This is a genomic window from Shinella sp. HZN7 (genome assembly GCF_001652565.1).
Classification (GTDB): Bacteria; Pseudomonadota; Alphaproteobacteria; order Rhizobiales; family Rhizobiaceae; genus Shinella; species Shinella granuli.
The window spans coordinates 1,077,310-1,102,771 of sequence record NZ_CP015736.1; the positions used below are offsets into that span (position 1 = coordinate 1,077,310).

General features: G+C 67.2%; 24 protein-coding genes. 10 read left to right on the plus strand and 14 right to left on the minus strand.

Annotation, left to right across the window (positions count from 1 at the left end):
• Positions 1 to 143 precede the first annotated feature (143 nt).
• Both shn_RS05160 and shn_RS05165 read right to left on the minus strand, forming a co-directional pair.
• Positions 144 to 1,670 (minus strand): ABC-F family ATP-binding cassette domain-containing protein, encoded by a 1,527-nt coding sequence (locus shn_RS05160; RefSeq protein WP_064329448.1) that lies wholly within the window; start codon positions 1,668 to 1,670, stop codon positions 144 to 146.
• Between the two features lie 588 nt (positions 1,671 to 2,258).
• Positions 2,259 to 3,818, minus strand: a complete 1,560-nt coding sequence (locus shn_RS05165; RefSeq protein ID WP_064332452.1) for a helicase HerA-like C-terminal domain-containing protein — start codon at positions 3,816 to 3,818, stop codon at positions 2,259 to 2,261.
• Positions 3,819 to 4,062: 244 nt separating this feature from the next.
• On the opposite strand from shn_RS05165, the gene shn_RS05170 reads away from it, so the two are divergent.
• A complete protein-coding gene (locus tag shn_RS05170; RefSeq protein ID WP_064329449.1) occupies positions 4,063 to 4,452 on the plus strand; it encodes a hypothetical protein in 390 nt (129 codons plus the stop codon).
• Between the two features lie 190 nt (positions 4,453 to 4,642).
• Here the strand turns inward: shn_RS05170 and shn_RS05175 are convergent, their stop codons facing one another.
• The 4 genes from shn_RS05175 to shn_RS05190 form a co-directional block, all read right to left on the minus strand.
• The gene (locus tag shn_RS05175; protein ID WP_064332453.1) at positions 4,643 to 5,797 is read right to left on the minus strand and encodes an MFS transporter; all 1,155 of its coding nucleotides are present in this window, start codon (positions 5,795 to 5,797) and stop codon (positions 4,643 to 4,645) included.
• A 194-nt stretch (positions 5,798 to 5,991) separates the two neighbouring features.
• The gene (locus tag shn_RS05180) at positions 5,992 to 6,675 is read right to left on the minus strand and encodes a hypothetical protein (RefSeq protein ID WP_145925875.1); all 684 of its coding nucleotides are present in this window, start codon (positions 6,673 to 6,675) and stop codon (positions 5,992 to 5,994) included.
• A 212-nt stretch (positions 6,676 to 6,887) separates the two neighbouring features.
• Positions 6,888 to 7,721, minus strand: a complete 834-nt coding sequence (locus shn_RS05185) for an aldo/keto reductase (protein ID WP_064329451.1) — start codon at positions 7,719 to 7,721, stop codon at positions 6,888 to 6,890.
• A gap of 123 nt (positions 7,722 to 7,844) precedes the next feature.
• Positions 7,845 to 9,038 (minus strand): MFS transporter, encoded by a 1,194-nt coding sequence (locus shn_RS05190; protein WP_064329452.1) that lies wholly within the window; start codon positions 9,036 to 9,038, stop codon positions 7,845 to 7,847.
• A 140-nt stretch (positions 9,039 to 9,178) separates the two neighbouring features.
• On the opposite strand from shn_RS05190, the gene shn_RS05195 reads away from it, so the two are divergent.
• Positions 9,179 to 10,072, plus strand: coding sequence for a LysR family transcriptional regulator (locus tag shn_RS05195; RefSeq protein ID WP_064329453.1), 894 nt, complete (start codon positions 9,179 to 9,181; stop codon positions 10,070 to 10,072).
• Positions 10,073 to 10,079: 7 nt separating this feature from the next.
• Here the strand turns inward: shn_RS05195 and shn_RS05200 are convergent, their stop codons facing one another.
• Entirely contained in the window at positions 10,080 to 10,472 is a 393-nt protein-coding gene (locus tag shn_RS05200; RefSeq protein ID WP_064329454.1) for a hypothetical protein, read from the minus strand.
• A gap of 208 nt (positions 10,473 to 10,680) precedes the next feature.
• Here shn_RS05200 and shn_RS05205 point away from each other — a divergent pair, with 208 nt between their 5' ends.
• The 3 genes from shn_RS05205 to shn_RS05215 all read left to right on the plus strand — a co-directional run bounded on the left by shn_RS05205 (position 10,681) and on the right by shn_RS05215 (position 11,964).
• Complete coding sequence (locus tag shn_RS05205) at positions 10,681 to 11,283, plus strand: superoxide dismutase (RefSeq protein WP_064329455.1); 603 nt, start codon at positions 10,681 to 10,683, stop codon at positions 11,281 to 11,283.
• Positions 11,284 to 11,401: 118 nt separating this feature from the next.
• Positions 11,402 to 11,659, plus strand: coding sequence for a CopG family ribbon-helix-helix protein (locus tag shn_RS05210; RefSeq protein ID WP_064329456.1), 258 nt, complete (start codon positions 11,402 to 11,404; stop codon positions 11,657 to 11,659).
• Entirely contained in the window at positions 11,656 to 11,964 is a 309-nt protein-coding gene (locus tag shn_RS05215) for a type II toxin-antitoxin system RelE/ParE family toxin (RefSeq protein WP_064329457.1), read from the plus strand. Before shn_RS05210 ends, shn_RS05215 begins: the two co-directional genes overlap by 4 nt.
• A gap of 3 nt (positions 11,965 to 11,967) precedes the next feature.
• On the opposite strand, the gene shn_RS05220 is transcribed toward shn_RS05215, so the two are convergent.
• Positions 11,968 to 12,666: a YafY family protein gene (locus shn_RS05220; RefSeq protein WP_064329458.1), complete on the minus strand. Its 699-nt coding sequence runs from the start codon at positions 12,664 to 12,666 to the stop codon at positions 11,968 to 11,970.
• A gap of 121 nt (positions 12,667 to 12,787) precedes the next feature.
• Between shn_RS05220 and shn_RS05225 the strand changes: the two genes are divergently transcribed.
• Positions 12,788 to 13,420 (plus strand): LysE family translocator, encoded by a 633-nt coding sequence (locus shn_RS05225; RefSeq protein ID WP_064329459.1) that lies wholly within the window; start codon positions 12,788 to 12,790, stop codon positions 13,418 to 13,420.
• Here the strand turns inward: shn_RS05225 and shn_RS05230 are convergent.
• Positions 13,392 to 14,453 (minus strand): phosphatase PAP2 family protein, encoded by a 1,062-nt coding sequence (locus tag shn_RS05230; protein WP_064329460.1) that lies wholly within the window; start codon positions 14,451 to 14,453, stop codon positions 13,392 to 13,394. The two genes, shn_RS05225 and shn_RS05230, sit on opposite strands and share 29 nt — an antisense overlap.
• Positions 14,454 to 14,659: 206 nt before the next feature.
• Here shn_RS05230 and shn_RS05235 point away from each other — a divergent pair, with 206 nt between their 5' ends.
• Both shn_RS05235 and shn_RS05240 read left to right on the plus strand, forming a co-directional pair.
• Positions 14,660 to 15,103 (plus strand): cytochrome c, encoded by a 444-nt coding sequence (locus shn_RS05235; RefSeq protein ID WP_064329461.1) that lies wholly within the window; start codon positions 14,660 to 14,662, stop codon positions 15,101 to 15,103.
• Positions 15,104 to 15,271: 168 nt separating this feature from the next.
• Complete coding sequence (locus tag shn_RS05240; RefSeq protein ID WP_371328601.1) at positions 15,272 to 16,186, plus strand: c-type cytochrome; 915 nt, start codon at positions 15,272 to 15,274, stop codon at positions 16,184 to 16,186.
• A gap of 216 nt (positions 16,187 to 16,402) precedes the next feature.
• On the opposite strand, the gene shn_RS05245 is transcribed toward shn_RS05240, so the two are convergent.
• From shn_RS05245 to shn_RS05265, 5 genes are all read right to left on the minus strand, one after another.
• Positions 16,403 to 16,996: a DJ-1/PfpI family protein gene (locus tag shn_RS05245; protein WP_064329463.1), complete on the minus strand. Its 594-nt coding sequence runs from the start codon at positions 16,994 to 16,996 to the stop codon at positions 16,403 to 16,405.
• A gap of 24 nt (positions 16,997 to 17,020) precedes the next feature.
• Positions 17,021 to 17,521 (minus strand): GNAT family N-acetyltransferase, encoded by a 501-nt coding sequence (locus shn_RS05250; protein WP_064329464.1) that lies wholly within the window; start codon positions 17,519 to 17,521, stop codon positions 17,021 to 17,023.
• Positions 17,522 to 17,734: 213 nt separating this feature from the next.
• Complete coding sequence (locus shn_RS05255) at positions 17,735 to 18,196, minus strand: hypothetical protein (RefSeq protein WP_064329465.1); 462 nt, start codon at positions 18,194 to 18,196, stop codon at positions 17,735 to 17,737.
• Between the two features lie 152 nt (positions 18,197 to 18,348).
• Entirely contained in the window at positions 18,349 to 20,682 is a 2,334-nt protein-coding gene (locus shn_RS05260) for a glucose/quinate/shikimate family membrane-bound PQQ-dependent dehydrogenase (protein ID WP_064329466.1), read from the minus strand.
• 386 nt (positions 20,683 to 21,068) lie between these two features.
• Positions 21,069 to 22,580 (minus strand): YdiU family protein, encoded by a 1,512-nt coding sequence (locus shn_RS05265; RefSeq protein WP_064329467.1) that lies wholly within the window; start codon positions 22,578 to 22,580, stop codon positions 21,069 to 21,071.
• 153 nt (positions 22,581 to 22,733) lie between these two features.
• Here shn_RS05265 and shn_RS05270 point away from each other — a divergent pair, with 153 nt between their 5' ends.
• Both shn_RS05270 and shn_RS05275 read left to right on the plus strand, forming a co-directional pair.
• Positions 22,734 to 23,213, plus strand: a complete 480-nt coding sequence (locus tag shn_RS05270; protein WP_064329468.1) for a hypothetical protein — start codon at positions 22,734 to 22,736, stop codon at positions 23,211 to 23,213.
• 138 nt (positions 23,214 to 23,351) lie between these two features.
• Positions 23,352 to 25,424 carry a caspase family protein gene (locus shn_RS05275; protein WP_064329469.1) on the plus strand — a complete coding sequence of 691 codons (2,073 nt, stop codon included), beginning with the start codon at positions 23,352 to 23,354 and terminating at the stop codon, positions 25,422 to 25,424.
• Positions 25,425 to 25,462: the final 38 nt, after the last annotated feature.

Below are 25,462 nucleotides of genomic sequence, written 5' to 3' on the forward strand. Positions count from 1 at the left end.
GGCAGGGGCGGGCGATCGCATATGGAATTCGCCGGTGCCGTTCTCCCCTTCTCTCCCGCTGGGGAGAAGGGGAGGAGGCGACGGGTTCCTTTCACAAGCGATAGTCTTGTCCTCAAGGGGATGCCCGGCAGTCAGCGGACGGCTCACCCCGGCAAGGCTGCCTCGGCGAAGAAGGCCTCGGGCCCGTCCACCTCGATGAGCCGGCGCTTCTCGATCAGCCAGAAGCGGTTGGCTACCGCCCGCACGAAGGCGCGGTCGTGCGAGACGATGAGGCAGCTCGCCTCGTTTGCCGTCAGCTCCCGCTCCAGCGCCTCCTGGCCCTCGATGTCGAGATGGTTGGTCGGCTCGTCGAGCAGGTAGACGTTCGGGTTGGCCAGCCGCAGCACCAGCATGCCGAGCCGCGCCTTCTGCCCGCCGGAGAGCTGCCTCACCGGCCGGCCCTGCATCTCGATGGAAAGCCCGGCGCCGGCCAGGAGGCTGCGCGCCCGCTGGTCGCCGATGTCGAAGCGGTGGATGATCGTGCCGTGCGGCGTCTCGGCGTCCGCAAGGTCCGACAGCGCCTGGTCGCCATAGCCGAGCACCAGCGAGGGTGTCGCCTTGATGCCCTCATGGCCGGCACCCGCTGCCGCGATCGCGTCGCGCAGCAGCCGGACGAGGCGCGTCTTGCCGGTCCCGTTGAGGCCGAGCAGCACGATGCGGTCGCCCTGGCAGATGAATTTCCGGCCGGTGCGGAAGAGGAGGGTGCCGTCGGGCGTCCCGACGGCGGCGTCCTCCAGCGTCACAAGCACCTTGGCATGGGTGCCGCGGTTGGCAAGGCGGATGGCGCCGGCCGAGCGCTCCTGATGGGCGGGCCGCGCGGCGTCCTCGATCCGTTCGGCCCGTTCCTTGAGCTGCTTGGTCTTGACCACCAGGAGGTCGCTGCCGGAATTGATGCCGATATTGTTGAGCTTGGCCGCCTGCTGGCGCAGTTGCTGGGCCGCCTTCATGTCCTTCTCGAAGCGCCGCTCCTCGGCCGCGTCCGCTGCGTCTAGCGCCGCGCGGGCGCGCGAATAGGGCAGCGCGAAGAGCTGCGATCGCTCGGGGCGCAGGAACAGCGTGCGGTTGGTCACGGCGTCGAGGAAGGCGCGGTCGTGGCTGGAGATGACGACCGGCATGTCGCGCGGCAGGCTCGCGAGCCACCCCTCCAGCCGGGCGATCTTCGAAAGGTCGAGATGGTTGGTCGGCTCGTCGAGCAGCAGCACGTCCGGCTCGCCGACGCGCACGCGGGCGATCAGCGCGATGCGCTGCCAGCCGCCGCTGAGCTGGCCGAGCGGCCGCTCGCGCAGCGCCTCGGGCACCTCCAGCTCCTCCAGCGTCACATCGGCCCGCCAGCTTTCGCTCTCCTGCTGTTCGAAAGAAAGCGCGCCGAGCACCGCCTCGCGGAACGTGAGCGCCTCGAGGCCGTCGGGAAGGTCCTGCTCCATATGCCCGACGGTGAGGCCGCGGGCGCGAAAGATCTCGCCCGTCGTCGGCTCGAATGCGCCGGTGATGCATTTGAGCAGGGTGGATTTCCCCCGCCCGTTGGCCGCCACGAGGCCGATCCGGTCGCCGGCGGCGACGGAGAGGTTGAGATTGGCGAAAAGCGGGGTGGAAAGGGTGACGCCGAGGGCGCGGATAGTGATGAGCGACATGGAACGATCTCTGGTCTTCGGAGCCCCGCGGCGCGGCATCGGCCGTCGATCACGCGAAATGGCTCAGGAAAGATGGATGCGGCTGAAGCCGCACCCGCCGGTAAGGCGGACCAGAAGAAGAGTGTGTTCGTTCCGATCAGTCCTGCAAACGCATCTGCAGGGCAAGATCAGGACCATGCGTGCGGTTCGGCAGGAAGTCGGTCTTCACGCGCAGCCCTCTGTTACGTGTTGCGAACGGGGAAGGGATAGCATCGGCTTGCGGGGTTTGGCAAGCGGGGCGGAAGCATCCCCCTCTGGCTTGCCGGCTATCTCCCTCAAGGGCAGGTCATCGCCTATGGAAGGAAATCGTTGCCGCATCCCCTTCTCCCCCGGGGGGAGAAGGTGCCGGCAGGCGGATGAGGGGGAGGCCGAAGGCGCAAACGATCCGCTAGAGCCACCCCCTCATCCGACCCTTCGGGCCACCTTCTCCCCGCGGGGGAGAAGGGGATGTGCGGCACCGTCGAATTCCGTAGGCGATGACCTGCCCTTGAGGAGAGATGCCCGGCAGGGCAGAGGGGGTATCTGCAGCATCGGTAGGGCCAAACAGCCCTACCGCCGCAAGCTCCCCAGGATGCCGCGCACCAGCGCCCGGCCGAGCGAGGAGGCGACGGTGCGGGCGACCGACTTCATCGCGGCTTCCGCCACGGTCTCGCGCTGGTAGCCGGAGCGGGCCTTCGGCTGCTTGGGGGCGGGCTGGGCGGCGGGTTCGTCGTCGCCGAAGCCGGGCAGGGTCCAGCGGCTGCCGCCGGAGGATTGCGGGCTCGCCTCCTGGGCCTCCGCCTGTTTCTGCGCGGCCTCGGCGGCCTTCTTGGCGCGGGCGGTCAGGATCTCGTAGGCGGATTCGCGGTCGAAATCCTCGTCATAGAGACCGGCGACGGGGCTGACATTCATGATCTCCCTGCGTTCGGCCTCGGTGACCGGGCCGAGGCGCGAGGCCGGCGGGCGGACCAGCGTGCGCTCCACCATCGAGGGCGCGCCCTTGCCTTCGAGCGTCGAGACGAGCGCCTCGCCGGTGCCGAGCTGGGTGATGACCTCGGCGCAGTTGAAGTCCGGGTTCGGGCGGAAGGTGTCGGCGGCGGTCTTCACCGCCTTCTGCTCGCGCGGCGTATAGGCGCGCAGCGCGTGCTGCACGCGGTTGCCGAGCTGGGCGAGCACCGTTTCCGGCACGTCGAGCGGGTTCTGCGTGACGAAATAGACGCCGACGCCCTTGGAGCGGATGAGGCGCACGACCTGCTCGACCCGCTCGGTGAGCACCTTCGGCGCGTCGTTGAACAGAAGATGCGCCTCGTCGAAGAAGAAGACGAGCTTCGGCTTGTCGGGATCGCCCACTTCCGGCAGCACCTCGAACAGTTCCGAGAGCATCCAGAGCAGGAATGTGCCGTAGAGGCGCGGGTTCATCATCAGCTTGTCGGCGGCGAGCACCGAGATCGCGCCGCGCCCGTCATTGGTCGTGCGCATGATGTCGGAGATCTTCAGCGCCGGCTCGCCGAAGAACTGCTCGGCGCCCTGCTGTTCGAGGATCAGCAACTCGCGCTGGATCGAGCCGACCGAGGCCTTGGAGATGAAGCCGAACTGGCTGGAGAGCGTCGAGGCGTTCTCGCCCATATAGTTGAGCAGCGCCTGGAAATCCTTCAGGTCGAGCAGCGGCAGGCCGCCCTGGTCGGCGATCTTGAAGGCGATATTGATGACGCCTTCCTGCGCGTCCGTCGCGTTCATCAGGCGCGAGAGCAAGAGCGGCCCCATCTCGGAAATGGTGGTGCGGACGCGATGGCCCTTCTCGCCGTAGAGGTCCCAGAAGATCACCGGAAACTGCTGGAATTCGTAAGGCGTCAGGCCGATCTGGTCGGCGCGCTTCTGCAGGAAATCCTTGGCCTCGCCGATGGCGCCGATGCCCGAGAGGTCGCCCTTCACGTCGGCGCAGAAGACCGGCACGCCGGCATTGGAAAAGCCCTCGGCGAGGATCTGCAGCGTCACCGTCTTGCCTGTGCCGGTGGCCCCCGTCACGAGGCCGTGGCGGTTGCCGAACTTCAGCTCCAGATATTCCGGCTTGTTGTTGGTATCGTCCGGCTTGCGGCTGGTGCCGATATAGAGTTTTCCGTCCTGAAGAATGGATTCCGTCACGTTGAAACTCCCTGGCGCCGTTCTGACCCGATCGCTGCCGGCGGGCGGATCGCCGCGCCGGGCAGGTTTTCATTGAATCGTCTCAGGCAGGTTATAAGGATAGTCCGGCACGGGAACAACACGCTTTCAAGGGGCGGCCAACCGGCCATGAAAGCCTCGCGCGGCCGGCTTGAGTTTGCCGGAGATTTCATTTACCTTGACGTTAACGTCAATTCCTTTCGGAGGGTTTTCCATGAACGAACTCGTCACCCGCGTTGCCGATGCCGTCGGTATCGATGCCGCCCTGGCGGAAAAGGCCATCGGCATGATGCTCGGCTTCCTGCAGCGCGAGGCCGCCGACGGCCCGGTCGCCCGCATGATCGAGGCCATTCCGGGCGCCTCCGAACTGGTCGCCAAGTATAATGGCGAAGGCGCGGGCGAAGGCCTGCTCGGCGGGCTGATGAGCGCGATCGGCGGCGGCGGCGTCATGGGCCTCGGCCAGCAACTGATGAGCCAGGGCCTCGGCATGGGCGAGATCACCGGCCTTGCCAGGGAAACCATGGCGGTCGCCCGCGAGCATGCCGGCGCCGAGGTGGTCGACGAGGTCGTCGCTTCCGTACCGGGTCTCAGCCAGTTCGTCTGATCGGGCGGCGCGGCCGTCGCCTATGCGGTGAAGCCTCCTCCACACAAGGGCCTTGCCGTGCAGCACTCCCGGCCGGAAAATTTGCCTTGGGAGCAAGCCTCTCTCCTTCTCCCCCGCGGGGAGAAGGGAATGGGGCGACGGTTTCCTTCCACAGGCGATAGGCACAGAGATAGAGGTCCTGCAGGCCACCCTACCGCCGCCGCGCGATCATCAGTGCCGCGGTGAAGACCGTCAGCCCGATGCCGACGGAGAGCGGCCCGGCCTTCGGCCCGCCGGCCTCCATGATCGCGCCCGTCAGGGCCGAGCCCGCGCCGCTGCCGGCCGCATAGGCGAGCGCGAAGGCGGCCGAACCGGCCACCAGCATGGCGCTGCTGTAGCGCTCGCCGAGCATGGTCAGCGCGCAGGTATAGAGCGAGAAGGTGGCCGTGCCCATCAGCGCGAAGACCGAGAGGATGGCGATTTCCGACTGCATCGACGGCAGGGCGAGATAGCTCGCCGCCGCGGTGCTGACGGCCGCAAGGGCGACGCGCTCGCGCGGCAGCTTGTCGAGCAGGAGGCCGATGAAGGGCTGGGCGATCGCCGTCGGCAGGGCCAGCACGGTCACGCTGATCGCCGCGAAGGCCTCCGTATGCCCCATCTTCACGAAATAGACCGGCATGGCCGAGATGGCCGCGATGTCGGCGAAACCGAAGACGAAGACCATGCCGACGAGCAGCGGCGCGGCCTTGAAGAAGCGGAAGACGTCGCCCGTGGAGGAGGGCTCCGGCACCGTCCTGGTCGAGAACATCAGCATGGCGGTCGCAAAGGCGACGATGGCGAGGTAGACGGCGGTCAGTGCGAAACCGAGCCCGCCCTCGCTGCCGAGGAGCGGAATGGCGAGCGGCCCGGCGGCAAAGCCCGCGCACATGCCGGCGCCGTAGATGCCGGAGACCCGGCCGCGCAGCCGATCCGGGCAGGCGGCGTTGAGCCAGGCCTCGCCCAGCATGAAGATGAGGCTGGCGAAGAAGCCGAGCAGGAAGCGGGCGACGAACCAGACGGCGAAGGAGGACGACGCCGCGAAGGTGGCAAGGCACAGCGAGCAGCCGACGAGGCTGGCGATGATCAGCCGGTCGGCCCGCCAGCGCGCCGTCAGGCTGCCGAGGAGCAGCGTCGAGGCGGCAAGGCCGGCGGCGAAGGCGAGCGCGTTGACGCCGATCAGCGCCGGGGAGAAGCCGCGCGCCTCCAGCGTCAGCGAGATCAGCGGATAGGTGAGCCCCTGCGCCACGGAAAAGGCGGTGACGCCGAGAATGACGGCGGCAATGGCCGGCCAGTCCGGCGAGAAGACGGTTGAGGATGAGGACTGCATGAAGGGCTCCCGGCGCCGCACCGGGCGCGCACCCTCCATATCGGATCGGGACCCTGTTTGGGAAGGGGCGGGCGAACCGGGTGCATGATGAGGCGCGGGCAGGCAAGCCGCGCCCGGGCGGTTGCCGAGCGGGCGCATCCGCACTCGCTCGGCTCTGGCCGTCCCGGGCGTCTATCGCAGCAGGCTTGCGTGATCTAGTGTTTGCAGCCGCATGCGGCTTCCGGAAGCGACGCGGCCTGGCTTGCGACCAGGGGGATGTGCACGCAGGCATCCCAGCACTTCTCGATCCCCCATTTGCCCACGCAAAGCCGCACGCAAAGCTCGGACGGCGCGCGGAAACAGGCTTCGATTTTCGCAATTTCTATCGACCAGATCGGATAGCACCCCTGCAGGGGGATGCAGAGCGGAACCCGCTCGTTAAAACCCACTTTCGCGCCAAATATCTCGATCTTCGCCCAGGCATGGATCGTCGCGCAAAGCCTTCCGTTCTCGAAACGCGGATTTTCGATATTCAATCCCCCGTCGACGCCCCTGGTGCTGATTTCATCGAGGATCTCGGATGCTTTGCCCTCTTCAATCGAAAGGGCCGTGATGCTGTCGTCCGGCGACAGGCTCCAGACCTTCTCGTTTTCAAGCCTGTTCGCGCAATCATCGTCCTTGGAGACGACCTTGCCGGGGCCCACAAGCAGGAGAGGCATCGGGATCGTCAGCCTCCGGCAAAATTGCCCCATGGAAAAGGAATACACCATCGCGAGTACGGGGGCTTTCACCGTCTCCACGCCCAGTGCCTTTACAACTGCGTCTCCGTCCGAAATTTCGAGCCCGTATACCTTTATGGCGAAACGGCTCTTCATTGCCTCATTCAAGGTAATCGACATTTTTTCCTCCATCCCGCGCCTTGGTGGCAGCGTTCGGAGCGTAATGTTTCCTGAAGAAAATGCAAGTATAAGTTACATTTTTGCAACTTGATGAAATTTTAGATTGTATTCGAGGCGGCCGCATACGGTCTGCAACACGGATCGGTCGGATCATCGCTGCATCAGGTTGTTCCTGCCTCCCGCGGTTGCTCGCGGGAGGGGCCTGGACAATGTCAGGCGGCGCGGTCCCAGGCCGGGGCGAGGCCGTCGGGGCTGACGATGCGGCCGTCCGGGCGGGCAAGCCGGTGGATGCGCATCATCTCGTCCGGTGACAGCACGAAGTCGAAGATGGCGAGGTTCTCGGCAATCCGGCTTTCGGTCGCCGTCTTGGTGAGCGCCACGACGTCGGGCTGCTGGATCAGCCAGCGCAGCACGACCTGCGCCGCCGATTTCCCATGCGCCGCGCCGATCTCCTTCAGCACCGGATCGTTCGGCACCTTGCCGTCGGCCATCGCGTAATAGGCGGTGAGCGCCATGCCATAGGTCTCGGCGGCTTCCAGCACCTTCATCTGGTCGAGATAGGGATGGTATTCGACCTGGTTGGTGGCGAGCGGCGCCGTGCTGAGGCGCACGGCCTCGGCCATCAGGGCACTGTTGAAGTTGCTGACGCCGATATTCCTGGCAAGGCCGCGCTCGCGCACGGCGTTGAGTTCGCCGATCTGCGCCTCCAGCGACACCGCCTCGTTCGGCCAGTGCAGGAGCAGGAGGTCGACATGGTCGGTCCCCAGTTTCTTCAGGCTCTCCTCCACCGAGGCGGCGAACCTGTCCCGGCCGTAATTGTCGACCCAGACCTTGGTGGTGAGGAAGAGGCTGTCGCGCGCGATGCCGGATTTCTCGATGGCCGCGCCGACGGCGGCCTCGTTCTCGTAGATCTGGGCGGTATCGACATGGGTGAAGCCCTCGGCGAGTGCCTTCGGCAGGATCGCGAGGACTTCGGGTTCCGGCATGCGGAAGGTGCCGAAGCCGAGCTCAGGGATGTGGGCGCCATTGGCGTTGACGGTTTTCATTGGAATTCTCCTTTCAGGTTGATGGCCCGCCGGAGCGCAGGCAATTCCAGCAAATCTGCGTGGCGGTTTTGCGTTCGGAACTGCCGGGAATGGGTTGGTAACGCCCCGGCGGGGGCAAGGGTTTCAGGCCGGCTGGCAGGCGGCGCCCGGCCGGGCGCGCTCGCGCCGGTCGAGGGCGCCGCTGAGAAGCGTCAGGCCGAGCGCGGCGGCGACGAGGACGGCGCCGACTGCGGGCGTCGCGCCGAGGCCGAGCGGCGAGGCGACGACCAGCCCGCCGATCCAGGCGCCGGCCGCGATGCCGAGGTTGAAGGCGGCGATGTTGAGCGCCGAGGCGACGTCCACGCCGGCCGGGCGATGGCGCCGCGCCATGTCGACGACATAGAGCTGCAGGCCCGGCACGTTGGCGAAGGACAGGAAGCCGAGCGCGGCGAGGGTGACGAGCGCGAAGGCCGGGGCGGGCGCCGTGAAGGTGAAGAGCACCAGCACGCCGGCCTGCAGCGCGAAGAGCACGACGAGCGCCTTCACCGGATCGCGGTCCGCCACCTTGCCGCCGACGATGTTGCCGAGGGCGATGGCCGCACCATAAAGCACGAGCACGAGGCTGACCGTGCCCGCCGGAAGGCCGGTGACCTCCTGCAGCAGCGGCGAGAGGAAGGTGAAGGTCACGAAGGTGCCGCCATAGCCGAGCGCCGTCATGGCGAAGACGATGATGAGGCGGCCGGAGCCGAGCACGCGCACCTGCTCCACAAGCCCCGCCGGCTTTTCCCGCCGCAGGTTCGACGGCAGCAGCAGGGCGATGGCGGCGAAGGCGACAAGGCCGAGCCCGGCGACGGCCCAGAAGGTGGCGCGCCAGCCGAAACTCTGGCCGATGACGGTGCCGAGCGGCACGCCGGTGACGATGGCGACGGTGAGGCCCATGAACATCATGGCGATGGCCGAGGCGCGCCGGTCGGGCGAAACGAGGTCGGCCGCGATGGTGGCGCCGACGGAAAAGAAGACGCCGTGCGCGAAGGCCGAGAGCACGCGGCCGGCCAGAAGCACGCCGTAGCCCGGCGCCAGCGCCGCCAGCGCATTGCCGGCGACGAAGAGCGCCATCAGGCAAAGGAGCAGCGGCTTGCGGCCGACCCGGCCGGTGAGGGCGGTGAGCACGGGCGCGCCGAAGGTGACGCCGAGCGCGTAGACGGAAACGATGAGGCCGGCGAGCGGCAGGGTGATGGCAAGGTCTGTCGCGACGGTCGGCAGCAGGCCGACGATCACGAATTCGGTGGTGCCGATCGCATAGGCGGCGACCGTCAGGGCGAAGAGGGCAAGTGGCATGGCATATCCCCGCGTCCGGCTTAGGCGGACGGCTTGGCTGGGTTGCGTTTCTGGTTCGCCGCGGAATATGGCGCCGGGCCACTTGCGTGTTAATCCGGTCAAGTGGATAAGAATATGTGAATTGAATTCAAAGGTGGCGCATGGACAACCGGGCCGGCGAAATGGATGTCTTCGTGCTGGCGGCGGAGCTGAAGAGCTTTTCGGCCGCCGGCCGCAAGCTCGGTCTGTCGCCCTCGGCGGTCAGCAAGCTCGTCACCCGCATCGAGGACCGGCTGGGCGCGCGCCTTCTCGTGCGCACCACGCGCCGGCTGGAGCTGACGGCGGAAGGGGAGGTCTATCTCGGCCGGGCGCGGCGCATCCTGGCCGAGATCGCCGAGACGGAGCGCATCGTGGCGGCGGGCGCGCGCGTCGTGCCGCGCGGGCCGCTGAGGGTCAATGCCTCCGTGGGCTTCGGCGAGCGCTACATCCTGCCGCTGGCGCCGGCCTTCCTGTCGCTCTATCCGGAGATCGAACTGGACCTGACGCTGACCGACGGCGTGATCGACGTGATCGGCGAGCGCGCCGACGTCGCCATACGCTCCGGCCCCTTGCGCGTTTCGTCGCTGAAGGCGCGCAAGCTGCTGGAAAGCCGCGAGGTCGTCGTCGCAGCGCCCGCCTATCTCGACCGCGCCGGCACGCCGCGGTACCCGGACGAGCTTGTCGCCCACAATTGCCTGCGCTTCAACTTCCGCCGCAGCATGGAGGGTTGGCCGTTCCTGTCCGGCGACGGCAAGGCGGTCGCGGTGCGCGAGGTCTCCGGCAACATGCTGGTCTCCAGCGGCGCCATCCTGCGCCAGCTCTGCCTCGACGGCCTCGGCATCGGTCGCATCGGCCGCTTCCATGTCGAGGAGGACATTGCGGCCGGAACGCTGGTGCCGTTGCTGGAGGACTACAATCCCGGCGAGGTCGAGATCGTGCATGCCGTCTTTGCCGGCCACGAGCACCTGGCGGCCCGCATCCGGGCCTTCATCGATTTCCTTGCCGGGAATATCTGACGGCGGACTATTCCTGCCCGGCCTCGTCCACCGTCTTGTTGTCGCCCGTCTTGGCCCGTTCCGCCGCCGCCGCCTCGCGCTCGCTTTCGCGCACCACATGCAGGAATTCGGCCGCAATGGGCGGGGAGACCTCCACCGTCTTCTTCTGCTTGTCGTAGACGCAGAGATAGGTGATCTGGCTCTTCGATTCCGGTGAAAGCCCCTCGATCGCGGCAAGGCCGAAGGACGGCGTGCCCGTCGGCTCGACGAAGACGTTCGGCGTGCCGAGCGCTTCCGGCAGGCTCGCCAGGCAACTCTTCTCCACATCGGCGCGGAATTCCTCCCAGGCATCGGGCGAGGAGGCATGGGCGAGCGGGGCGGCAAGCAGGAGCGGAAGGGCGCAAAGCAGGCGAAGATGCATGGACAGGCTCCGTGTCGGGGGTGTCGGACAAAATGTTTCAGATCGAATCCGGTTCCATTTGTCATTGATCCGACATGGAAAACGGGAAGGATTTTGTCGCATGTCAGGAAAAATTGGAACCCGGGCGGTTGCCTCTTCCGGTTGCCGCTCCTATGTTCCGCTCACGGATTTCATTGAAAAAATTCCGTCGCCAAGAGGAGACACCACGATGGCTTTCGAACTTCCGCCGCTTCCCTACGATTACGATGCGCTCGCGCCCTTCATGTCGCGCGAAACGCTCGAATATCACCATGACAAGCACCACAAGGCCTATGTCGACAACGGCAACAAGCTGGCCGAGGAAGCGGGCCTTCAGGACCTCTCGCTGGAAGAGATCGTCAAGAAGTCCTACGGCACCAACCAGGGCCTCTTCAACAATGCCGGCCAGCACTACAACCACGTGCACTTCTGGAAGTGGATGAAGAAGGGCGGCGGCGGCAAGAGCCTGCCGGGCGCCCTGCAGAAGGCGATCGACAGCGATCTCGGCGGCTATGACAAGTTCAAGGCCGATTTCGTCGCCGCCGGTACCACGCAGTTCGGCTCCGGCTGGGCCTGGCTCTCCGTCAAGGACGGCAAGCTCGCCATCTCCAAGACCCCGAACGGCGAGAACCCGCTGGTGCACGGCGCAAGCCCGATCCTCGGCGTCGACGTCTGGGAGCACTCCTACTACATCGACTACCGCAACGCCCGCCCGAAATACCTCGAGGCCTTCGTCGACAGCCTGATCAACTGGGACTACGTCCTGGAGCGCTACGAAGCCGCCACGAAGTAAGGCGTTTTTCCCGTTCGAGTTCAGGAAACCCCGGCTGGAAACGGCCGGGGTTTTCCACGTCTTGGAGATGGCGCGCCATTTGTGCTAGGATGTACACAAGCGAACACAGGTGGCGGATATGGGCAGCACGACAATGACGATCCGCGTCAGCGCGGACCTCAAGGAAAAACTAGACCGGCTGGCCGCGGATACGCGGCGCAGTCGCTCCTTTCTCGCGGCCGAGGCGGTTTCCGCCTATGTCGCCCGCGAGCTTGCGATCGTCGAGGGCGTCAACCAGGGCCTGGAAGACGTTCGCCACGGGCGCACGGTTCCCCATGAGGAGGCCATGTCCGAACTGGCGTCCCTCATCGAGGCGGCTGAGCGCGATCGCCCGTGAAGCGGCCTGTCCGCTGGTCGCTGTCCGCTCTCGACGATCTCAAACGACAGATAAGCCATATCGCGCGCGACGATCCCGCGGCCGCCCGTTCGGTCGCCGGCCGCATCGATGCCGCCGCCCTCCTGCTCGGCGAGCGGCCCATCGGACGACCGGGGCGTGTCGGCGGAACCTATGAGAAATCCGTGGGTGGACTGCCCTATATCATCGCCTATGGCCTTGAGATGAAGGACGGCCGGGAAACGCTGTTCATCCTCCGCGTCATCCATACGGCCCGCAACTGGCCGGCGGAGGAATGGCCGGAATAGGCCTCACCCCGCATCCCGCCGGCTCTCCGCCCAGCCGGAAATCCAGAGCTGCCGCAGCCTGTCGCCCTCGCCGCGGAAATGCCTGCCGGTCGTTTCGCAGGCCTCCACCCGCTCGGCGCGGAAATTGCGGATGGCTTCGCGCAGCTCGCACCAGGCGACGATATTGGCGGTCTCGGAATAGTAGATGAGGGCGATGGGGCGGATGGTGCGCTCGCTGCCGCGGCCATATTCGTCGCGGTAGTCGATCATCAGCGTCTCCTCGTCGCGGATCGCCCGGCGCACGGTGGCAAGGTCGATGCCCTCGGGCTGGCGCGGCGTCGTGCCCCAGGCGTGCAGGGCGCGGGCGGAGAGCGTCTGGCGCAGCGGCGGCGGCACGGCGCCGGCGATCTTGTCGCCGACCCGCCGGGCGGCGGCCTTCAGCTCCGCGTCGCCGGTGCGCTCCAGAAGCGCCAGCGCCAGCACCACGGCCTCGGTCTCCTCGATCGAGAACATCAGCGGCGGCAGGTCGAAGCCGGGGCGCAGGATATAGCCGATGCCCCGCTCGCCCTCCACCGGCACGCGCATCGCCTGCAGGGCGGCGATGTCGCGGTAGATCGAGCGCACCGTCACCTCCAGCCGCCCGGCGATCTCGGCCGCCGTTATCGGGTGGCGGGCGAGGCGCAGGATCTGGATGATCTCGAACAGCCGCGAAGCCTTGCGCATGGTCGTTCCCCTCACAACTGACACAACCCTGTCAGTTGGTCTCCATTATAGCACGCTTCAAGCGCTTGAAACACAAGGAGGCAGCGGGCTTCCGGGCGCATATCGGCAATGGACAACTGACATGACCTACAGCGAAAACCTCTGGCTCTTCTTCCTGCTCGTCTCCGGCATCATCATCGTGCCGGGCATGGACATGGTCTTCGTGCTGGCGAGTTCCCTCTCCGGCGGGCGCAGGGCGGGGCTCTCGGCGACCTTCGGCATCATGGCGGGCGGCCTCGTGCACACGCTCTATGCCGCGCTCGGCGTCGGCATGCTGCTGCATTTCGCGCCGGGCCTCTTCAACGGCCTGCTGCTCCTCGGCGCCGCCTATGTCGCCTTCATCGGCTGGCAGCTCTTCCGCTCCTCGATCGTCGTCGATGCCGTCGGCAGCCTCGACCGGCGCGGCCTTGTGGCCCGCTTCCGCCAGGGCGCGCTGACGAGCCTGATGAACCCGAAGGCCTATCTCTTCATGCTCGCCGTCTTCCCGCAGTTCCTGCGCCCGGAATTCGGCCCGCTCTGGCGCCAGACGCTCGTCATGCTGGCCATGATCTGGGCGACGCAGCTTGCCGTCTATGGCGGCCTTGCGCTCGCCGCCGCCCGCAGCCGCGATGCGCTGACCGGCAGCCCTGCCACCACCCGCCTCGTCGGCCGCGCCGCCGGCGTGCTGCTCGTGGCGATCGCGGTGGTTACGGTGTGGCGGGGTTGGGAGACGTGACCACAGCGGCGGCGGGCATCGGCAGGCGGTTCGCAAAAAGCCGTTTCAAGCCGACATGAAGGAGCCCGACGACGACGATGGAGACGTAGCCATCGATGGCATAGTGCCAACCGAAGAGGACGGAGCTGAGGGCAACGATGCCCAGATAGATAAACCCGATGGTGCCGGCCTTGCGGTTGATGTCCCAGAGCAGGAACGCATTCATCGCCGCAACGCCCACATGGACGCTTGGAAAGGCCGAAATGCCGGTTCCGATCCCGATGGTTCCGTTTACGTAGCTTTGCCAGAGATAGGGCTGGTGTGTCGGCCCTATCCGTTCGAGCAGGACCTGCATCTGGCCGCCGAAGCGCGCGGCATCCCCGGTGACATCCGCATAGAAGACGGGCCCGGCCGAAAGGAACAGGCAGGCCAGCAGGCTGCCGAGCACCACCCATACGGAGACGAAGGTCAGGAAGTAGCGCAGCCGGATGGCGCTCGCATCCTTGCGGGTGGCGATGAAGAAGGCCGGGATGAAGGCCAGGGCCATCCAGCCGACCATGTAGTTCCACTGCAGGATGTTCAGGAGGAACGGATAGTCGAGAGCCTGCAGCAAGGCGGGCCCGGGATCCATGCCGCCATGAAGCCATGCATCGATATCGGCTTGCGCACGGTCATGGGGAAACCCGTCCATCAGAACCGGCATGAGGGTCTTGAACGTGGTGAACGATCCCATGAACAGGATCAGCATCGCCAGCGTCACCGCGGCCGAGGCGATGTTGCCCGACAGGGTGGGCAAGGCCGAAACCATCGTCCGCAGGCCGGGCCTGTCCGATCGCAGGCACCACAGGAGCACATGCGTGATGGTGGTGACCAGCGGCAGGCCGATGAAGTAGAGGGGGCCGAAATTCGCCAGGTATTGCTGGTAGGATGCCGCAACGAGCGCCCCCTGCGATGCTGCGACAAGAAGCACCGCCGCGGTATAGGCGATGACGACACCATGGAACGGCGCCATGGCTTTGACATTGGCACAAAAGGCGGTTGTGAACGCACGCATTGCTGACTCGGCGCTGCCCAATCCTCGACGATCCCTCTGGTCTGCACGCAAAGCGTCAAGGAAGAGTGAAGAACGGCCGGTATGCGGCTGTATGGCGGGCCATCAAAAAGATTTTACTGTCTGGAATCGTTCAAAATGCAAAGATGCCCGCGCATCGTAAACCGGCGGCGCGGAGGAAACCGCCCGCCAGCAACCGGGAGAACCCGATGAAGTTCAGGACTTTGGCGGCCGCGGCCGCTCTTGCGGTCATCGGCGCAGGGGCCGTCGTGGCGGCGGACGAGCCGCAGGTCGTGCGCCAGGAGATAATGAAGAAGGTCGGCGGGGCCATGGGCGCGCTTGCCGGCATCGCAAAAGGCGAAAAGCCCTATGATGCGGACGTCGTCAAGGCGTCCCTGACCACCATGAGCGAAGCGGCGAAGGCCTTCCCGGACCAGTTCCCGGCCGGTTCGGAGGCGGGCAGCGAGACCGAAGCCAGCCCGAAGATCTGGGAGGCGATGGACGACTTCAAGGCCAAGGCCGCCAAGCTCGGCGCGGATGCCGACACGGTGCTCGCCAGCCTGCCGGCGGACCAGGCGGCGGTCGGGGCTGCGCTCGGCACGATCGGGCCCAATTGCGCAGGCTGTCATGAGGTCTACCGCGTCAAGAAGTGACCGCGGTAGACCCTTCCAACCGAAACCGATGCAGATCGCCCCGGCGCACCGCCGTGGCCGCGATCCGTGGCATTCCCGGCCGGGGCGAAATCGCCTCGGCCGGGAATGCCGAAGAACAGGGCTTTCCGGATGCCGCGATGACGGGGCTCGCGCGGCTGGCGAGAGGGAATTCTCATGGCACTCAAGAAGCTTCTCGGCGGGGTCGTCGTGCTCGGCGCGATCGGTGCCGGCGCCTTCCTCTTCATCACCGCGCCGGAGCGGCTGCCGGCCGAGACCTGGGCCGCGGCGGGCGCGCCGGACCTGGCGAACGGCGAGCGCATCTTCCATGCCGGGGGCTGCACGAGCTGTCATGCCGCGCCGGGCGCGGCCGATGACCAGAAGCTGGTGCTGGCGGGCGGCCTTGCGCTGAAGAGCCCGTTCGGCACCTTCCACGCCCCGAACATCTCGCCCGACGAGACAGCCGGCATCGGCGCCTGGACGCTGGCGCAGTTCGGCGACGCCATGAAGCGCGGCACCGGCCGCGACGGCGAGCACCTCTACCCGTCCTTCCCCTATGCCTCCTATGCGCGCATGACGGTGAAGGACATCGCCGACCTCTACGGCTACCTGAAGACCCTGCCGAAGAGCGGCAATGTGGCGCCCGGCCACGATCTGCCGTTCCCGTTCAACATGCGCCTGACGCTCGGCGGCTGGAAGTTGCTCTATCTCGACGAGACGCCGCGGGTGGCGTTTGCGAGCGCCGACGAGACCGTCAGGCGCGGCCAGTATCTCGTGGAAGGGCCGGGCCATTGCGGCGAGTGCCACACGCCGCGCGACGTCCTCGGCGGGCTCAAGACGGACCTCTGGCTGGCCGGCGGGCCGAACCCGGAAGGCGAGGGGCGCGTGCCCAACATCACGCCGGCCGAGGGCGGCTTCGGCAGTTGGAGCGCGGGCGACATCGCCAGCTATCTCGAAACCGGCTTCACGCCGGAATTCGACAGCGTCGGCGGCGCCATGGTGCCGGTGCAGAAGAACATGGCGCTGCTGCCGAAGGAGGACCGCGAGGCGATCGCGGCCTATCTGAAGGCGATCCCGGCGCATTGAGGCGGGGTGCGGGGGCAATGCCCGGTTCCGCAGCGTCAGCCCACCTTACCCCACCCCACCCCATCCACTGTCGTCATCCTCGGCCTTGAGCCGAGGATCCAGGCCTCACCCGGAGCGTGGATGCGCGGCTCAAGGCCGAGCATGACGGAGGAGAGGCGGCAGTGACGCCTCCGCGCCCGAAGTGGAGACGTACCGCGCATGACGGAGGAGGGGCGATCATGCCGTCACGCCCGGCGCCTTGCGGTGCTCGTCGCCATACAGCGCGAGATAGTCGAACAGGTCGGCGGAGCCGAGGCCGATGGCGTCGAGGATTTCCCGTGCGAAGGAGACGGGGGCCGTGCCCGAGGCGGTGATGACGGCGCGGTCGCTGACGGCCTGCGGCTGGTCGCGATAGAGCGCCGCCCCGCGATAGCCGGGCACGACTTGCGGCAACTGCCCGCGATAGTTGCCGGTATGCGCCCGGTCGTCGAGCAGGCCGAGGCGGCCGAGCGCCAGCGTCGCGTCGCAGATGGCGGCGACCGGCTTGCCCGCCGAAACGAAGCGCGCGACCGGAGCCGAAAGGTCAGGCGCCTCGCCGGATTGCCAGATCGTGCCGCCGCACAGCACCAGCACGTCGAAGTCGCCGGGCGCGGCGTCCTCCGCCCTGCCGGCGGATCGGATGGAGACGCCGCCAAGCGAGGTCACCTCCGCGCCGCCGGGCGTCAGGACCACGGTCTCGGCCCCGCAGTCGCCCCGCGCCGTCGCCATCAGCAGCCCGCATTCCCAGTCGGCGTAACCCTCGGTCAGCACGATGGCCAGTCGCTTCGCCATGTCGATGTCCTCCCCAGCGTATTGTCAGCCCAGGGACTGGACATAGCGCATCCCGGTGACCGGGCCAGCCCGGAAGTTCATCTGCTCGTAGAAGCGGTGGGCGCCGAAATTGCCGGTCGCCGCGCTCACCGAGAGGTAGCCGCAGCCGGCGATGCGGGCGTGCTCGCGGGCGCGGGAGACCAGGTGGCGGCCGATGCCGTGGCCGCGATGGTCCTTGCGCACGAAGATCTGGTGCAGCTCCATGCCGCGCAGGCCTTCCAGCGCGCGGTACATCGGCACCAGCAGGGCGTAGCCGATCAGGCGTCCGCCGGCTTCGGCGACGAGCGCGGTGATCCAGGGATGGGTGCCGAAGAGGTCGCGGTCGAGGTCGGCGGCGGAAACCTTCGCCGTGTCGCCGTGGCATTCGGCATGCAGGGCGATCATGTCGAGGATCTGCTGCAGGTCGCCCGGGCGCGCGGCGCGGATGGTCAGCATCGGCGGGCGTTCGAGGGCGGCGGGGTCGAGTTTGATGACGGTATTCTGCATTTCGGGCTCCTGGGTTTTGTGCCATCAGGTGCCAGAAACAACAAAGCCGCCTGATGGCGGCTTGTTGACATGATCGAACAGCCGCTCCTTATCGGAACAGCCAAAAATACGTCGCGGCGATGGGTGCGTTCGTGATCATGGCGCGATATTCTCGAAATTCCGCCCGTTGTCAATCGGGCCTCGCAAGAAAAAGACGGATGAAAGCGGAGGTGGTCAGCCCTCCGCTTCCTCCGGGCCGGCGCCGGCGGCTTGCCCGCCCGCCCCGCCGGCGGTCTCGTCGACGCCGAGCTGTTCCTTGATGGCGCGGCGGATCTCCTCCTCGATCGCCGACCGCGTCTCCGGCGGAAGCTGCGCAAGGCTTTCCTCGGTGAGGCCCATCGTCTCCAGCAGTTCCTTGCGCAGCCGCTCCACGGCCGTCATCCTGGAAAGCTCCATGAACTCGGCGACGAGCCCGTCGCCTTCGACCTCCGTTCTGTCGAGTTTCGCCTGGGTCAGCCAGAGCGCGTTGGCAAAGCTGGAGGAGAGGGAGGTGGTGGGGGCGACGGTCGGCACGTTGCGGGCCGAGGCGTTGCCGCCCGCCCCGTTGCCGCCGGCCTCGTTATAGAGGCTGTCCTCGCTCGCCGCGCGTGGCTTGCTGAAGGCGTAGGCGGTGTAGAGGCTACCGTCGATCTTCATGAAGAGGGCTCCCTGAAACGATTTTCGGGAACCCTATCCGTCACAGCTTTTGCGAGACTTGCGCCCCCGGGACTCGCCTTTGGTGCGCTCCGCATGGAAGGGCAACCGCCTCCGAAAGCCCCCTCCGGCTCCTGTGCGGTTGCCCTGCTTCGCTACGGCAGCGTATAGGCGATGACGTAGTCGCCCGGCTTGGTGCCGACCGAGCCGTGGCCGCCGGCGACGATCAGCACGTACTGCTTGTCGCCAACGGTGTAGGTCATCGGCGTGGCCTGGCCACCGGCGGGAAGGCGGGCTTCCCAGAGCTGGCGGCCGCTCGTCAGGTCGTAGGCGCGCAGATAATCGTCCACGGCGGCGCCGAGGAAGGCGATGCCGCCCTTGGTGATCATCGGGCCGCCGATGCCGGGCACGCCGACCTTGAAGGGCAGCGGCAGCGGCGTCATGTCCATGACCGTGCCGTTCTTGTGCTTGTAGGCGATCTCGCCGGTGGCAAGGTTCGCGCCGGCGACATAGCCCCATGGCGGCGCCTGGCAGGGAATGCCGAGCGGGCCGAGGAACGGGCCCATGAAGACGCCGTAGGGCGCGCCCTCGTTGCGGTTGAGGCCCTGTTCGGAGCCCTTCTCGTCCTGGCCCTTCGGCGGGATCTGGTCACGCGGCACGAGGCGGGAGGTGAAGGCGAGGTAGGTCGGCATGCCGAACATCACCTGCCGCTCCGGATCGACCGCGACGGAACCCCAGTTGAACGTACCGAAATTGCCGGGATAGACGAGCGTGCCCTGCAGCGAGGGCGGCGTGTAGCGGCCCTCGTATTTCAACGACAGGAAATCGATGCGGCAGGCGAGCTGGTCGAACATGCTGATGCCCCACATGTCCTTTTCCTGCAGCGGCGGCGGCATGAAGGTGAGGCCGGAAACCGGCTGGGTCGGCGCGGTGAAATCCTCCGGAATCGCGCCCGTCGGCGCCGCCACCTCCTCGATGGGGATGATCGGCTCGCCGATGCGCCGGTCGAGCACGTAGATGTCGCCCTGCTTGGTCGGGCCGACGAGGGCGGGAATGGTCGCGCCGTCCTTCGTGATGTCGATCAGCGCCGGCTGGGCCGGCACGTCCATGTCCCACAGGTCGTGGTGCACCGTCTGGCGCACCCAGCGCACGGCGCCCGTCCCGATGTCGAGCGCGACGATGGAGGAGGAGTATTTCTCCACATGCTCGCTGCGGCCCATGCCGAGCTGGTCGGGCACGCGGTTGCCGAGCGGGATATAGACGAGGCCGAGGGCGTCGTCATAGCTGAAGACGGACCAGGAATTCGGCGAGTTGACCGTATAGACCTGCCCCTCGGGCAGCGGCGTCGTGACGTCGGGATTGCCGGAATCCCAGTTCCAGACGAGGGCGCCGGTATTGACGTCGAAGGCGCGGATGACGCCCGACTGCGACTGGGTCGAGTAATTGTCGTTCACCGCGCCGCCGATGATGATCTTGCCGTCGGTGATGACGGGCGGCGAGGTGGAATAGTAGTAGCCGGCCGGGTTGTAGGGCATGCCCTGTTCGAGCTGCAGCACGCCGTTCTCGGCAAAGCCGGTGCAGACGTCGCCGGTGGCCGCGTCGAGCGCGATCAGCCGGGCGTCCGAGGTCGGCAGGTAGACGCGGGTGGCGCAGGTCGTGCCGGCGGTCGCGGCCGGATCGGCATAATAGGTCACGCCGCGGCAGGTCTGGTGCTGGCGGTCGGGGTTCATGCCGGAGTTGGAATCGTATTTCCATTTCTCCTTGCCGGTCGCCGCGTCGAGCGCGATCGCCCAGTTGTGCGGCGTGCACATGTAGAGCGTGTCGCCGATCTTGAGCGGCGTCACCTGGTAGGTGGTCTCGCCGACATCGTCCGGCAGCTTCACGTCGCCGGTCTGGTATTGCCAGGCGACCTTGAGCGTGCCGACATTGTCCGTGTTGATCTGGTCGAGCGGCGAATAGCGCTGGCCGTATGGCGTGCGGCCGTACTGGTGCCATTCGCCGGCCGGCACGTTGCCGCCGAGGGCGGGGGTGGCGTTGACGACGTCGGTCGGCAGGCTGCCGGCCATGTCGTGCGGGTCCTGCGTCATCGCAAAGCCGGCAACGCCGATGGAGACGAGGACGGCAACGGCAAGCGGCAGGGCCGAGGCCGGGTAGGGCGTGCCGGTGGGGCTGGAAAAGCCGAGCGGACGGCGGATGGCCGGCAGCATCAGCCACAGGCCGATGAGCACGATGACGCCGCCGCGCGGGCCGAGCTGCCACCAGTCGAAACCGACCTCCCAGATCGCCCAGCCGAGCGAACCGAGGATGACGAGGGCGTAAAGCCAGAGCGCCGCGCCGGAGCGGCGCAGGAGCAGCACGGCCGTGACGAGGAAGGCGAGGCCGGTGACGAGATAATAGGGGCTGCCGCCGAGCGACAGCAGCCACCCGCCTCCGCCCGTCAGCACCAATCCGATGATGGCGATGAGGGCGGCGGTCAGCGTGAGCAACATGGGGATCTCCGTTGGTGCTGCCGGCCGGGGAGGAGGCCGACAAGACGTCCGGCTCAAGGAGGGACGCTGGAGAAATTAGGGCAGAACCGTGGCGCTTCAATCCCGGAAAAGGAGGAGGGAGAAATTATACTATTCTACTCATGTTTTTTGGGGGCGAGGCCGCCTTGGAAGGCGCTTGCCCCTCATCCGGCCTGCCGGCCACCTTCTCCCCGCAAGCGGGGAGAAGGAGATATGCCGTAGCGGCTTCCTCGATCATCACCGCTTCGTGGGGCAAGTCCCCTCTCCCCGCTTGCGGGGAGAGGGTTAGGGTGAGGGGCACGTTCCCCAGGCGGTGACCTTGCCTGCAAAGGAGGGAGAAGTCCGGAAAGGCTTTCCTCCTCCGCCCCTCACGTCCCGCAGAAGGTCGCGGTGATCTCCTCACCGGGCTTCGGCGGCACGGCATAGGCGGCGAAGGCCGGCTGGTCGTCGTAGGGCCGCGCCAGCACGTCGGTCAGCGCCGTAAACAGCGAGAAATCGCCATGGTCGACCGCCGCCGTCAGCGCCTCCTCGACCTTGTGGTTGCGCGGGATGAAGGCGGGGTTGACGCGGCGCATCGCCGCCGCGCGCGCCTCGGCCGTCCCGGCTTCCCGCGCCAGCCGCGCGCGCCAGAGGGCAAGCCAGGGCGTGAGCGCGCCGGGCGTTTCGAGGAGGTCTTGCAGCGCGTCGTCCGCCGCCTCGCCTTCGGCCGCGTCGGCAAGGCGCCGGAAGGCGAGCGTATAGTCGGCCTTCTGCTCGTAGAGCGTCACGAGCAGGTCGCGGATCAGGCCCTGGTCGTCGTCCTCCTCATCCGCGCCAAGGCCGATCTTCGCCCGGATCACCGCCTTCCAATGCGCCTGGAAGCGCTCCATGAAGCGGCCGACCGCCGCATTCGCCATCTCCACCGCCTTGTCCTGGTCGTCGCAAAGAAGGGCAAGCAGCGCCTCGGCAAGCCGCGCGATGTTCCACTGGCCGATCATCGGCTGGTTGCCGAAGGCATAGCGCCCGTTGCGGTCGATGGAGGAATAGACGGTGCGCGGGTCGTAGCGGTCCATGAAGGCGCAGGGGCCGAAATCGATCGTCTCGCCCGAGATCGTCATGTTGTCGGTGTTCATCACGCCGTGGATGAAGCCGACGCCGAGCCACCGGGCGATCAGCGAGGCCTGCCGGTCGGCGACGGCGTCCAGCAGCGCAAGATAGGGCTGCTCCGCGCCTTTCAGCGCCGGATAGTGCCGGTCGATGACGTGGTCGGCGAGCACGCGCACATTGTCCGTGTCGCCGCGGGCGGCGAAGAACTGGAAGGTGCCGACGCGGACATGGCTGGCGGCGACGCGGGTGAAGACGGCGCCCGGCAGCACGCGGTCGCGATAGACCGGCTGGCCGGTGGCGACGGCCGCCAGCGCCCGCGTCGTCGGAATGCCGAGCGCATGCATGGCCTCGCTGACGATATATTCGCGCAGCACCGGCCCGAGCGCCGCCCGCCCGTCGCCGCGGCGCGAATAGGGCGTCTGGCCGGCGCCCTTCAACTGGATGTCGCGCCGCCGGCCATTGCGGTCGATCACCTCGCCGAGAAGGATCGCCCGCCCGTCGCCGAGCTGCGGCACGAACTGGCCGAACTGGTGGCCGGCATAGGCCATGGCGAGCGGCAGCGAACCGGGCAGCGGCACGTTGCCGGAGAAGTAACCCGCGCCGTGCCGCTCCAGCGCATCCGCATCGAGGCCGAGCTCCCCGGCAAGCGCCCGGTTGAACGCGATGAGCCGCGGCGCCTCCACCGGGCTCGGATCGACCGGGGCGAAGAAGACGTCCGGCAGGCGCGCATAGCTGTTGTCGAAGGCAACGGGCCGGCCGTCGTCGCCGTGCTGCGGGTTGGTGGCGTTGCTCATGGCATCCTCTTGCGGCGTTCTCGTCTCCCTATAGGTAGCGACAAGCGGCTGGATTGAAAGGGCCGGCGGCGGGGCGCTCGCTTGCCGGGCCCGTGGCGCGGTGCTAGCGTCCGGCGAAAAGCCATGCCGGTTCAACAGTCGGGGTCCTGTCAGATGCGTGCGCTCGCCGTCCTTTTGCTGTTGCCGTCCGTCGCCTTCGCGGAAACCTGCGGCGCCTGGAGCGCCGGCATTTCCGAGGAGGAGGAGGGGCCGGTCATGGTGGCCTCGGTCTGCGTGGGGGCCGGGGCGCGGGAAAGCAACCTCCTCCTGAAATGCGGCCCCGAAGGCCGGCTCAGCCTGCGGTTCCTCGCCGCCGCGGCGCTGGATTTCCCGCCGGGCGACGGCGGGGACTTCTCCAGCCCGCTGCGCCTTTCCATCGATGGCGAGGCCTTCGACCGGCCAGCGCATCACGAGGCGATGGACGGCGCGATGGTCAGCGAATTCCCGATAACCGGCCCGCTGGCCGAGCGCCTCAAGGCCGGCAGGGCGCTGACGATCGCCTATCCGGCAACGGCATTCGAGCCGCTCGCCTTCCCCCTCACGGGGTCGAAGGCGGCGATCAGCACGCTGGCGGCGGCCTGCGCAGGCTCCTGATGCCCGTCGCCGGCCGGCATGGAATTTCACGGCCTTCTGAATAAGCGGGCGGCGCCGTCCGTCCCCTTCTTCAGGCATGCATTGGGTGAGCGAATGTCCGGTTGCCGGCGAGCCGGGACCGTGTCTCGGGAGGGTATCGTGCAGCGGAATGTCCATCGGTGGATCGCGGCGCTTGCCGCCTGTCTTCTTCTCCTCGTCGCGCCGGCCGCCGTCGCCGCCGAACGCTACGCGCTCCTCATCGGCAATGCCGAATACGAGGATGCCGAGCCGCTGGAGAACCCGCTCAACGACATCGACCTCGTCGGCGAGGCGCTGGAGCGGGTGGAGTTCGACGTGACGCGCGTCACCGATGCCGACCATCTCGGCATGCTCTCCGCGCTCAACAATTTCACGCGGCTGGCGGAGAAAGCGGAAGACCCGGTGCTCTTCGTCTATTTCTCCGGCTATGCGGTGCAGATCAACGGCGACAATTTCCTGCTGCCGGTCGATGCCTCCGGCCGCACCGTGACGGGCCTGCGCAACCGCTCGCTGCCCGTCTCCGAGATCACGAAGACGCTGCGCGGGCTCGGCAAGGGCCTCAAGGTCGTGCTCTTCGACGCGGCGCATGAAAACCCGTTCCTCACGCTGCGCGACATCCCGGACGGGCTTGCCGAGCCGAAGGACGCCGAGGGCGTGCACTATGCCTATGCCGCCGCGCCCGGCACCGCCTACGACTACGAGGGAACGCCGATCAGCCCCTTCGCCTCGGCTTTCGTCGATGCGATCAGCATTCCCGGCATCGTGCTGGAGGAGGCCTTCCGCAAGGTCGGCGAGATCGTCAAGGAGCGCAGCAAGGGCAGGCAGGAGACCTGGCAGAGCGACGCCGACTACGGCAAGTTCGCCCTGAGCCCGAAGGACGACAAGGTCGACGAGGCCGAGATCGCCTTCTACGAATTCGCCGCGCTCGCCGACAACCGCGAGGCCTACGACCGCTATCTCGGCCGCTACCCCGAGGGCGTCTTCGCCTATGTCGCTAAGCGCAAGATCGACCTTCTCGCCGGCCGCTTTTCCCGCGACCACGAGGATGGCGGCGAGATGCCCTATCTGACGGTCTCCAACGACCGGCGCGATCCCTGCGGGCGCATCACCTTCGGCGATTACGCGCAGGACCGCCGGCTCTCCGACGTCTACAAGGACGGCCAGCTTGTGCTGATCGACGTGCGCTTCTGGTATCCGCCGGAAGGCTGCGACTATCTCTCCTACTTCACGACCGTCTATTCGCACGAGCGGCTGCGCAACGTCATCACCGCGGCGAGCATTCCCGAACGGCGCATCTATGTCGCGAGCCGGGACGATCTCAGCCCCAGCGAGGAACGCGCGATCTACGACTATTTCGACGAGGATCGCCGCGGCTACGCGCAATCCCTGATGTTCCGCGCGATCAACGAGGAACGCCGCCACAGCCTCGGCGTCGCGATCAAGACGCCGGACGACAGGGCCCGCGAATATGTCGACGAGGTGGAATGCGGCGACGGGTGCCTGCGCGTGCGCGGCCTCGTGCGCCTGCGCGACAACAGCGTGCGCGCGCTGGAGGACTACGAGTTCGACTTCGTCGACGTGCGCCGCCTCGGCCTCTACGACAAGTATCGCGCCGCGCTGCGCGACTTCCCGGAGGACGAGCATGCGGGGAGCAGTGATGTCGCCCTGGGTGTGAAGGCGGACGATTATGCGGCGGCGGGCGGCGCCGTGAGCCACGAGACGAACGCCTATGGCGAAACCGCCGCCTCCGGCCATGACGACGGCTACGGCAAGGACGCCGACCCCTACCGCGCCGTGCGCACGGTCGGCGGCTGGGAGGTCGTCGCCGACTTCTCCGGCGACCGCCGCTTCCTGAACTGCCGCGCCACGCGCCGCGGCGAGGGCGGGCGCCACGCCGCCTTCCGCTGGTACGACGACGGCCACGTCACCTTCGGCTTCCAGGACACGGCCTACGACTACCGCGACGACTACACGAGCGATGCGCGATACTGGATCGACGACGGCGAGGGCTACGACATCAAGGGCAAGGCCTACGGCCGCCAGGAGATCGCCTACGACCTCGGCCGCGATCGCTCGGTGATCGACGCGTTGAAGCGGGGCAACCACATCCGCATCGGCGACGTGCGCACGAGCCTGAAAGGGTCCAGCGCGATGCTGAGCGATCTGCAGGCCTGTGTGGGGGCGTTCCGGTAGGGGCGAAGCTGCAACCGCCCCTCATCCGCCCGCCGGCA

What these genes read in the sequence shown, in the direction of transcription:
- shn_RS05230 (WP_064329460.1), bottom strand. Translation starts at nt 14,453, where the DNA reads ATGCGTGCGTTCACAACCGCCTTTTGTGCCAATGTCAAAGCCATGGCG.
- shn_RS05210 (WP_064329456.1), top strand. Translation starts at nt 11,402, where the DNA reads ATGGGCAGCACGACAATGACGATCCGCGTCAGCGCGGACCTCAAGGAA.
- shn_RS05160 (WP_064329448.1), bottom strand. Translation starts at nt 1,670, where the DNA reads ATGTCGCTCATCACTATCCGCGCCCTCGGCGTCACCCTTTCCACCCCG.
- shn_RS05245 (WP_064329463.1), bottom strand. Translation starts at nt 16,996, where the DNA reads ATGGCGAAGCGACTGGCCATCGTGCTGACCGAGGGTTACGCCGACTGG.
- shn_RS05170 (WP_064329449.1), top strand. Translation starts at nt 4,063, where the DNA reads ATGAACGAACTCGTCACCCGCGTTGCCGATGCCGTCGGTATCGATGCC.
- shn_RS05190 (WP_064329452.1), bottom strand. Translation starts at nt 9,038, where the DNA reads ATGCCACTTGCCCTCTTCGCCCTGACGGTCGCCGCCTATGCGATCGGC.
- shn_RS05200 (WP_064329454.1), bottom strand. Translation starts at nt 10,472, where the DNA reads ATGCATCTTCGCCTGCTTTGCGCCCTTCCGCTCCTGCTTGCCGCCCCG.
- shn_RS05195 (WP_064329453.1), top strand. Translation starts at nt 9,179, where the DNA reads ATGGACAACCGGGCCGGCGAAATGGATGTCTTCGTGCTGGCGGCGGAG.
- shn_RS05185 (WP_064329451.1), bottom strand. Translation starts at nt 7,721, where the DNA reads ATGAAAACCGTCAACGCCAATGGCGCCCACATCCCTGAGCTCGGCTTC.
- shn_RS05235 (WP_064329461.1), top strand. Translation starts at nt 14,660, where the DNA reads ATGAAGTTCAGGACTTTGGCGGCCGCGGCCGCTCTTGCGGTCATCGGC.
- shn_RS05250 (WP_064329464.1), bottom strand. Translation starts at nt 17,521, where the DNA reads ATGCAGAATACCGTCATCAAACTCGACCCCGCCGCCCTCGAACGCCCG.
- shn_RS05205 (WP_064329455.1), top strand. Translation starts at nt 10,681, where the DNA reads ATGGCTTTCGAACTTCCGCCGCTTCCCTACGATTACGATGCGCTCGCG.
- shn_RS05180 (WP_145925875.1), bottom strand. Translation starts at nt 6,675, where the DNA reads ATGTCGATTACCTTGAATGAGGCAATGAAGAGCCGTTTCGCCATAAAG.
- shn_RS05260 (WP_064329466.1), bottom strand. Translation starts at nt 20,682, where the DNA reads ATGTTGCTCACGCTGACCGCCGCCCTCATCGCCATCATCGGATTGGTG.
- shn_RS05225 (WP_064329459.1), top strand. Translation starts at nt 12,788, where the DNA reads ATGACCTACAGCGAAAACCTCTGGCTCTTCTTCCTGCTCGTCTCCGGC.
- shn_RS05220 (WP_064329458.1), bottom strand. Translation starts at nt 12,666, where the DNA reads ATGCGCAAGGCTTCGCGGCTGTTCGAGATCATCCAGATCCTGCGCCTC.
- shn_RS05265 (WP_064329467.1), bottom strand. Translation starts at nt 22,580, where the DNA reads ATGAGCAACGCCACCAACCCGCAGCACGGCGACGACGGCCGGCCCGTT.
- shn_RS05270 (WP_064329468.1), top strand. Translation starts at nt 22,734, where the DNA reads ATGCGTGCGCTCGCCGTCCTTTTGCTGTTGCCGTCCGTCGCCTTCGCG.
- shn_RS05255 (WP_064329465.1), bottom strand. Translation starts at nt 18,196, where the DNA reads ATGAAGATCGACGGTAGCCTCTACACCGCCTACGCCTTCAGCAAGCCA.
- shn_RS05175 (WP_064332453.1), bottom strand. Translation starts at nt 5,797, where the DNA reads ATGCAGTCCTCATCCTCAACCGTCTTCTCGCCGGACTGGCCGGCCATT.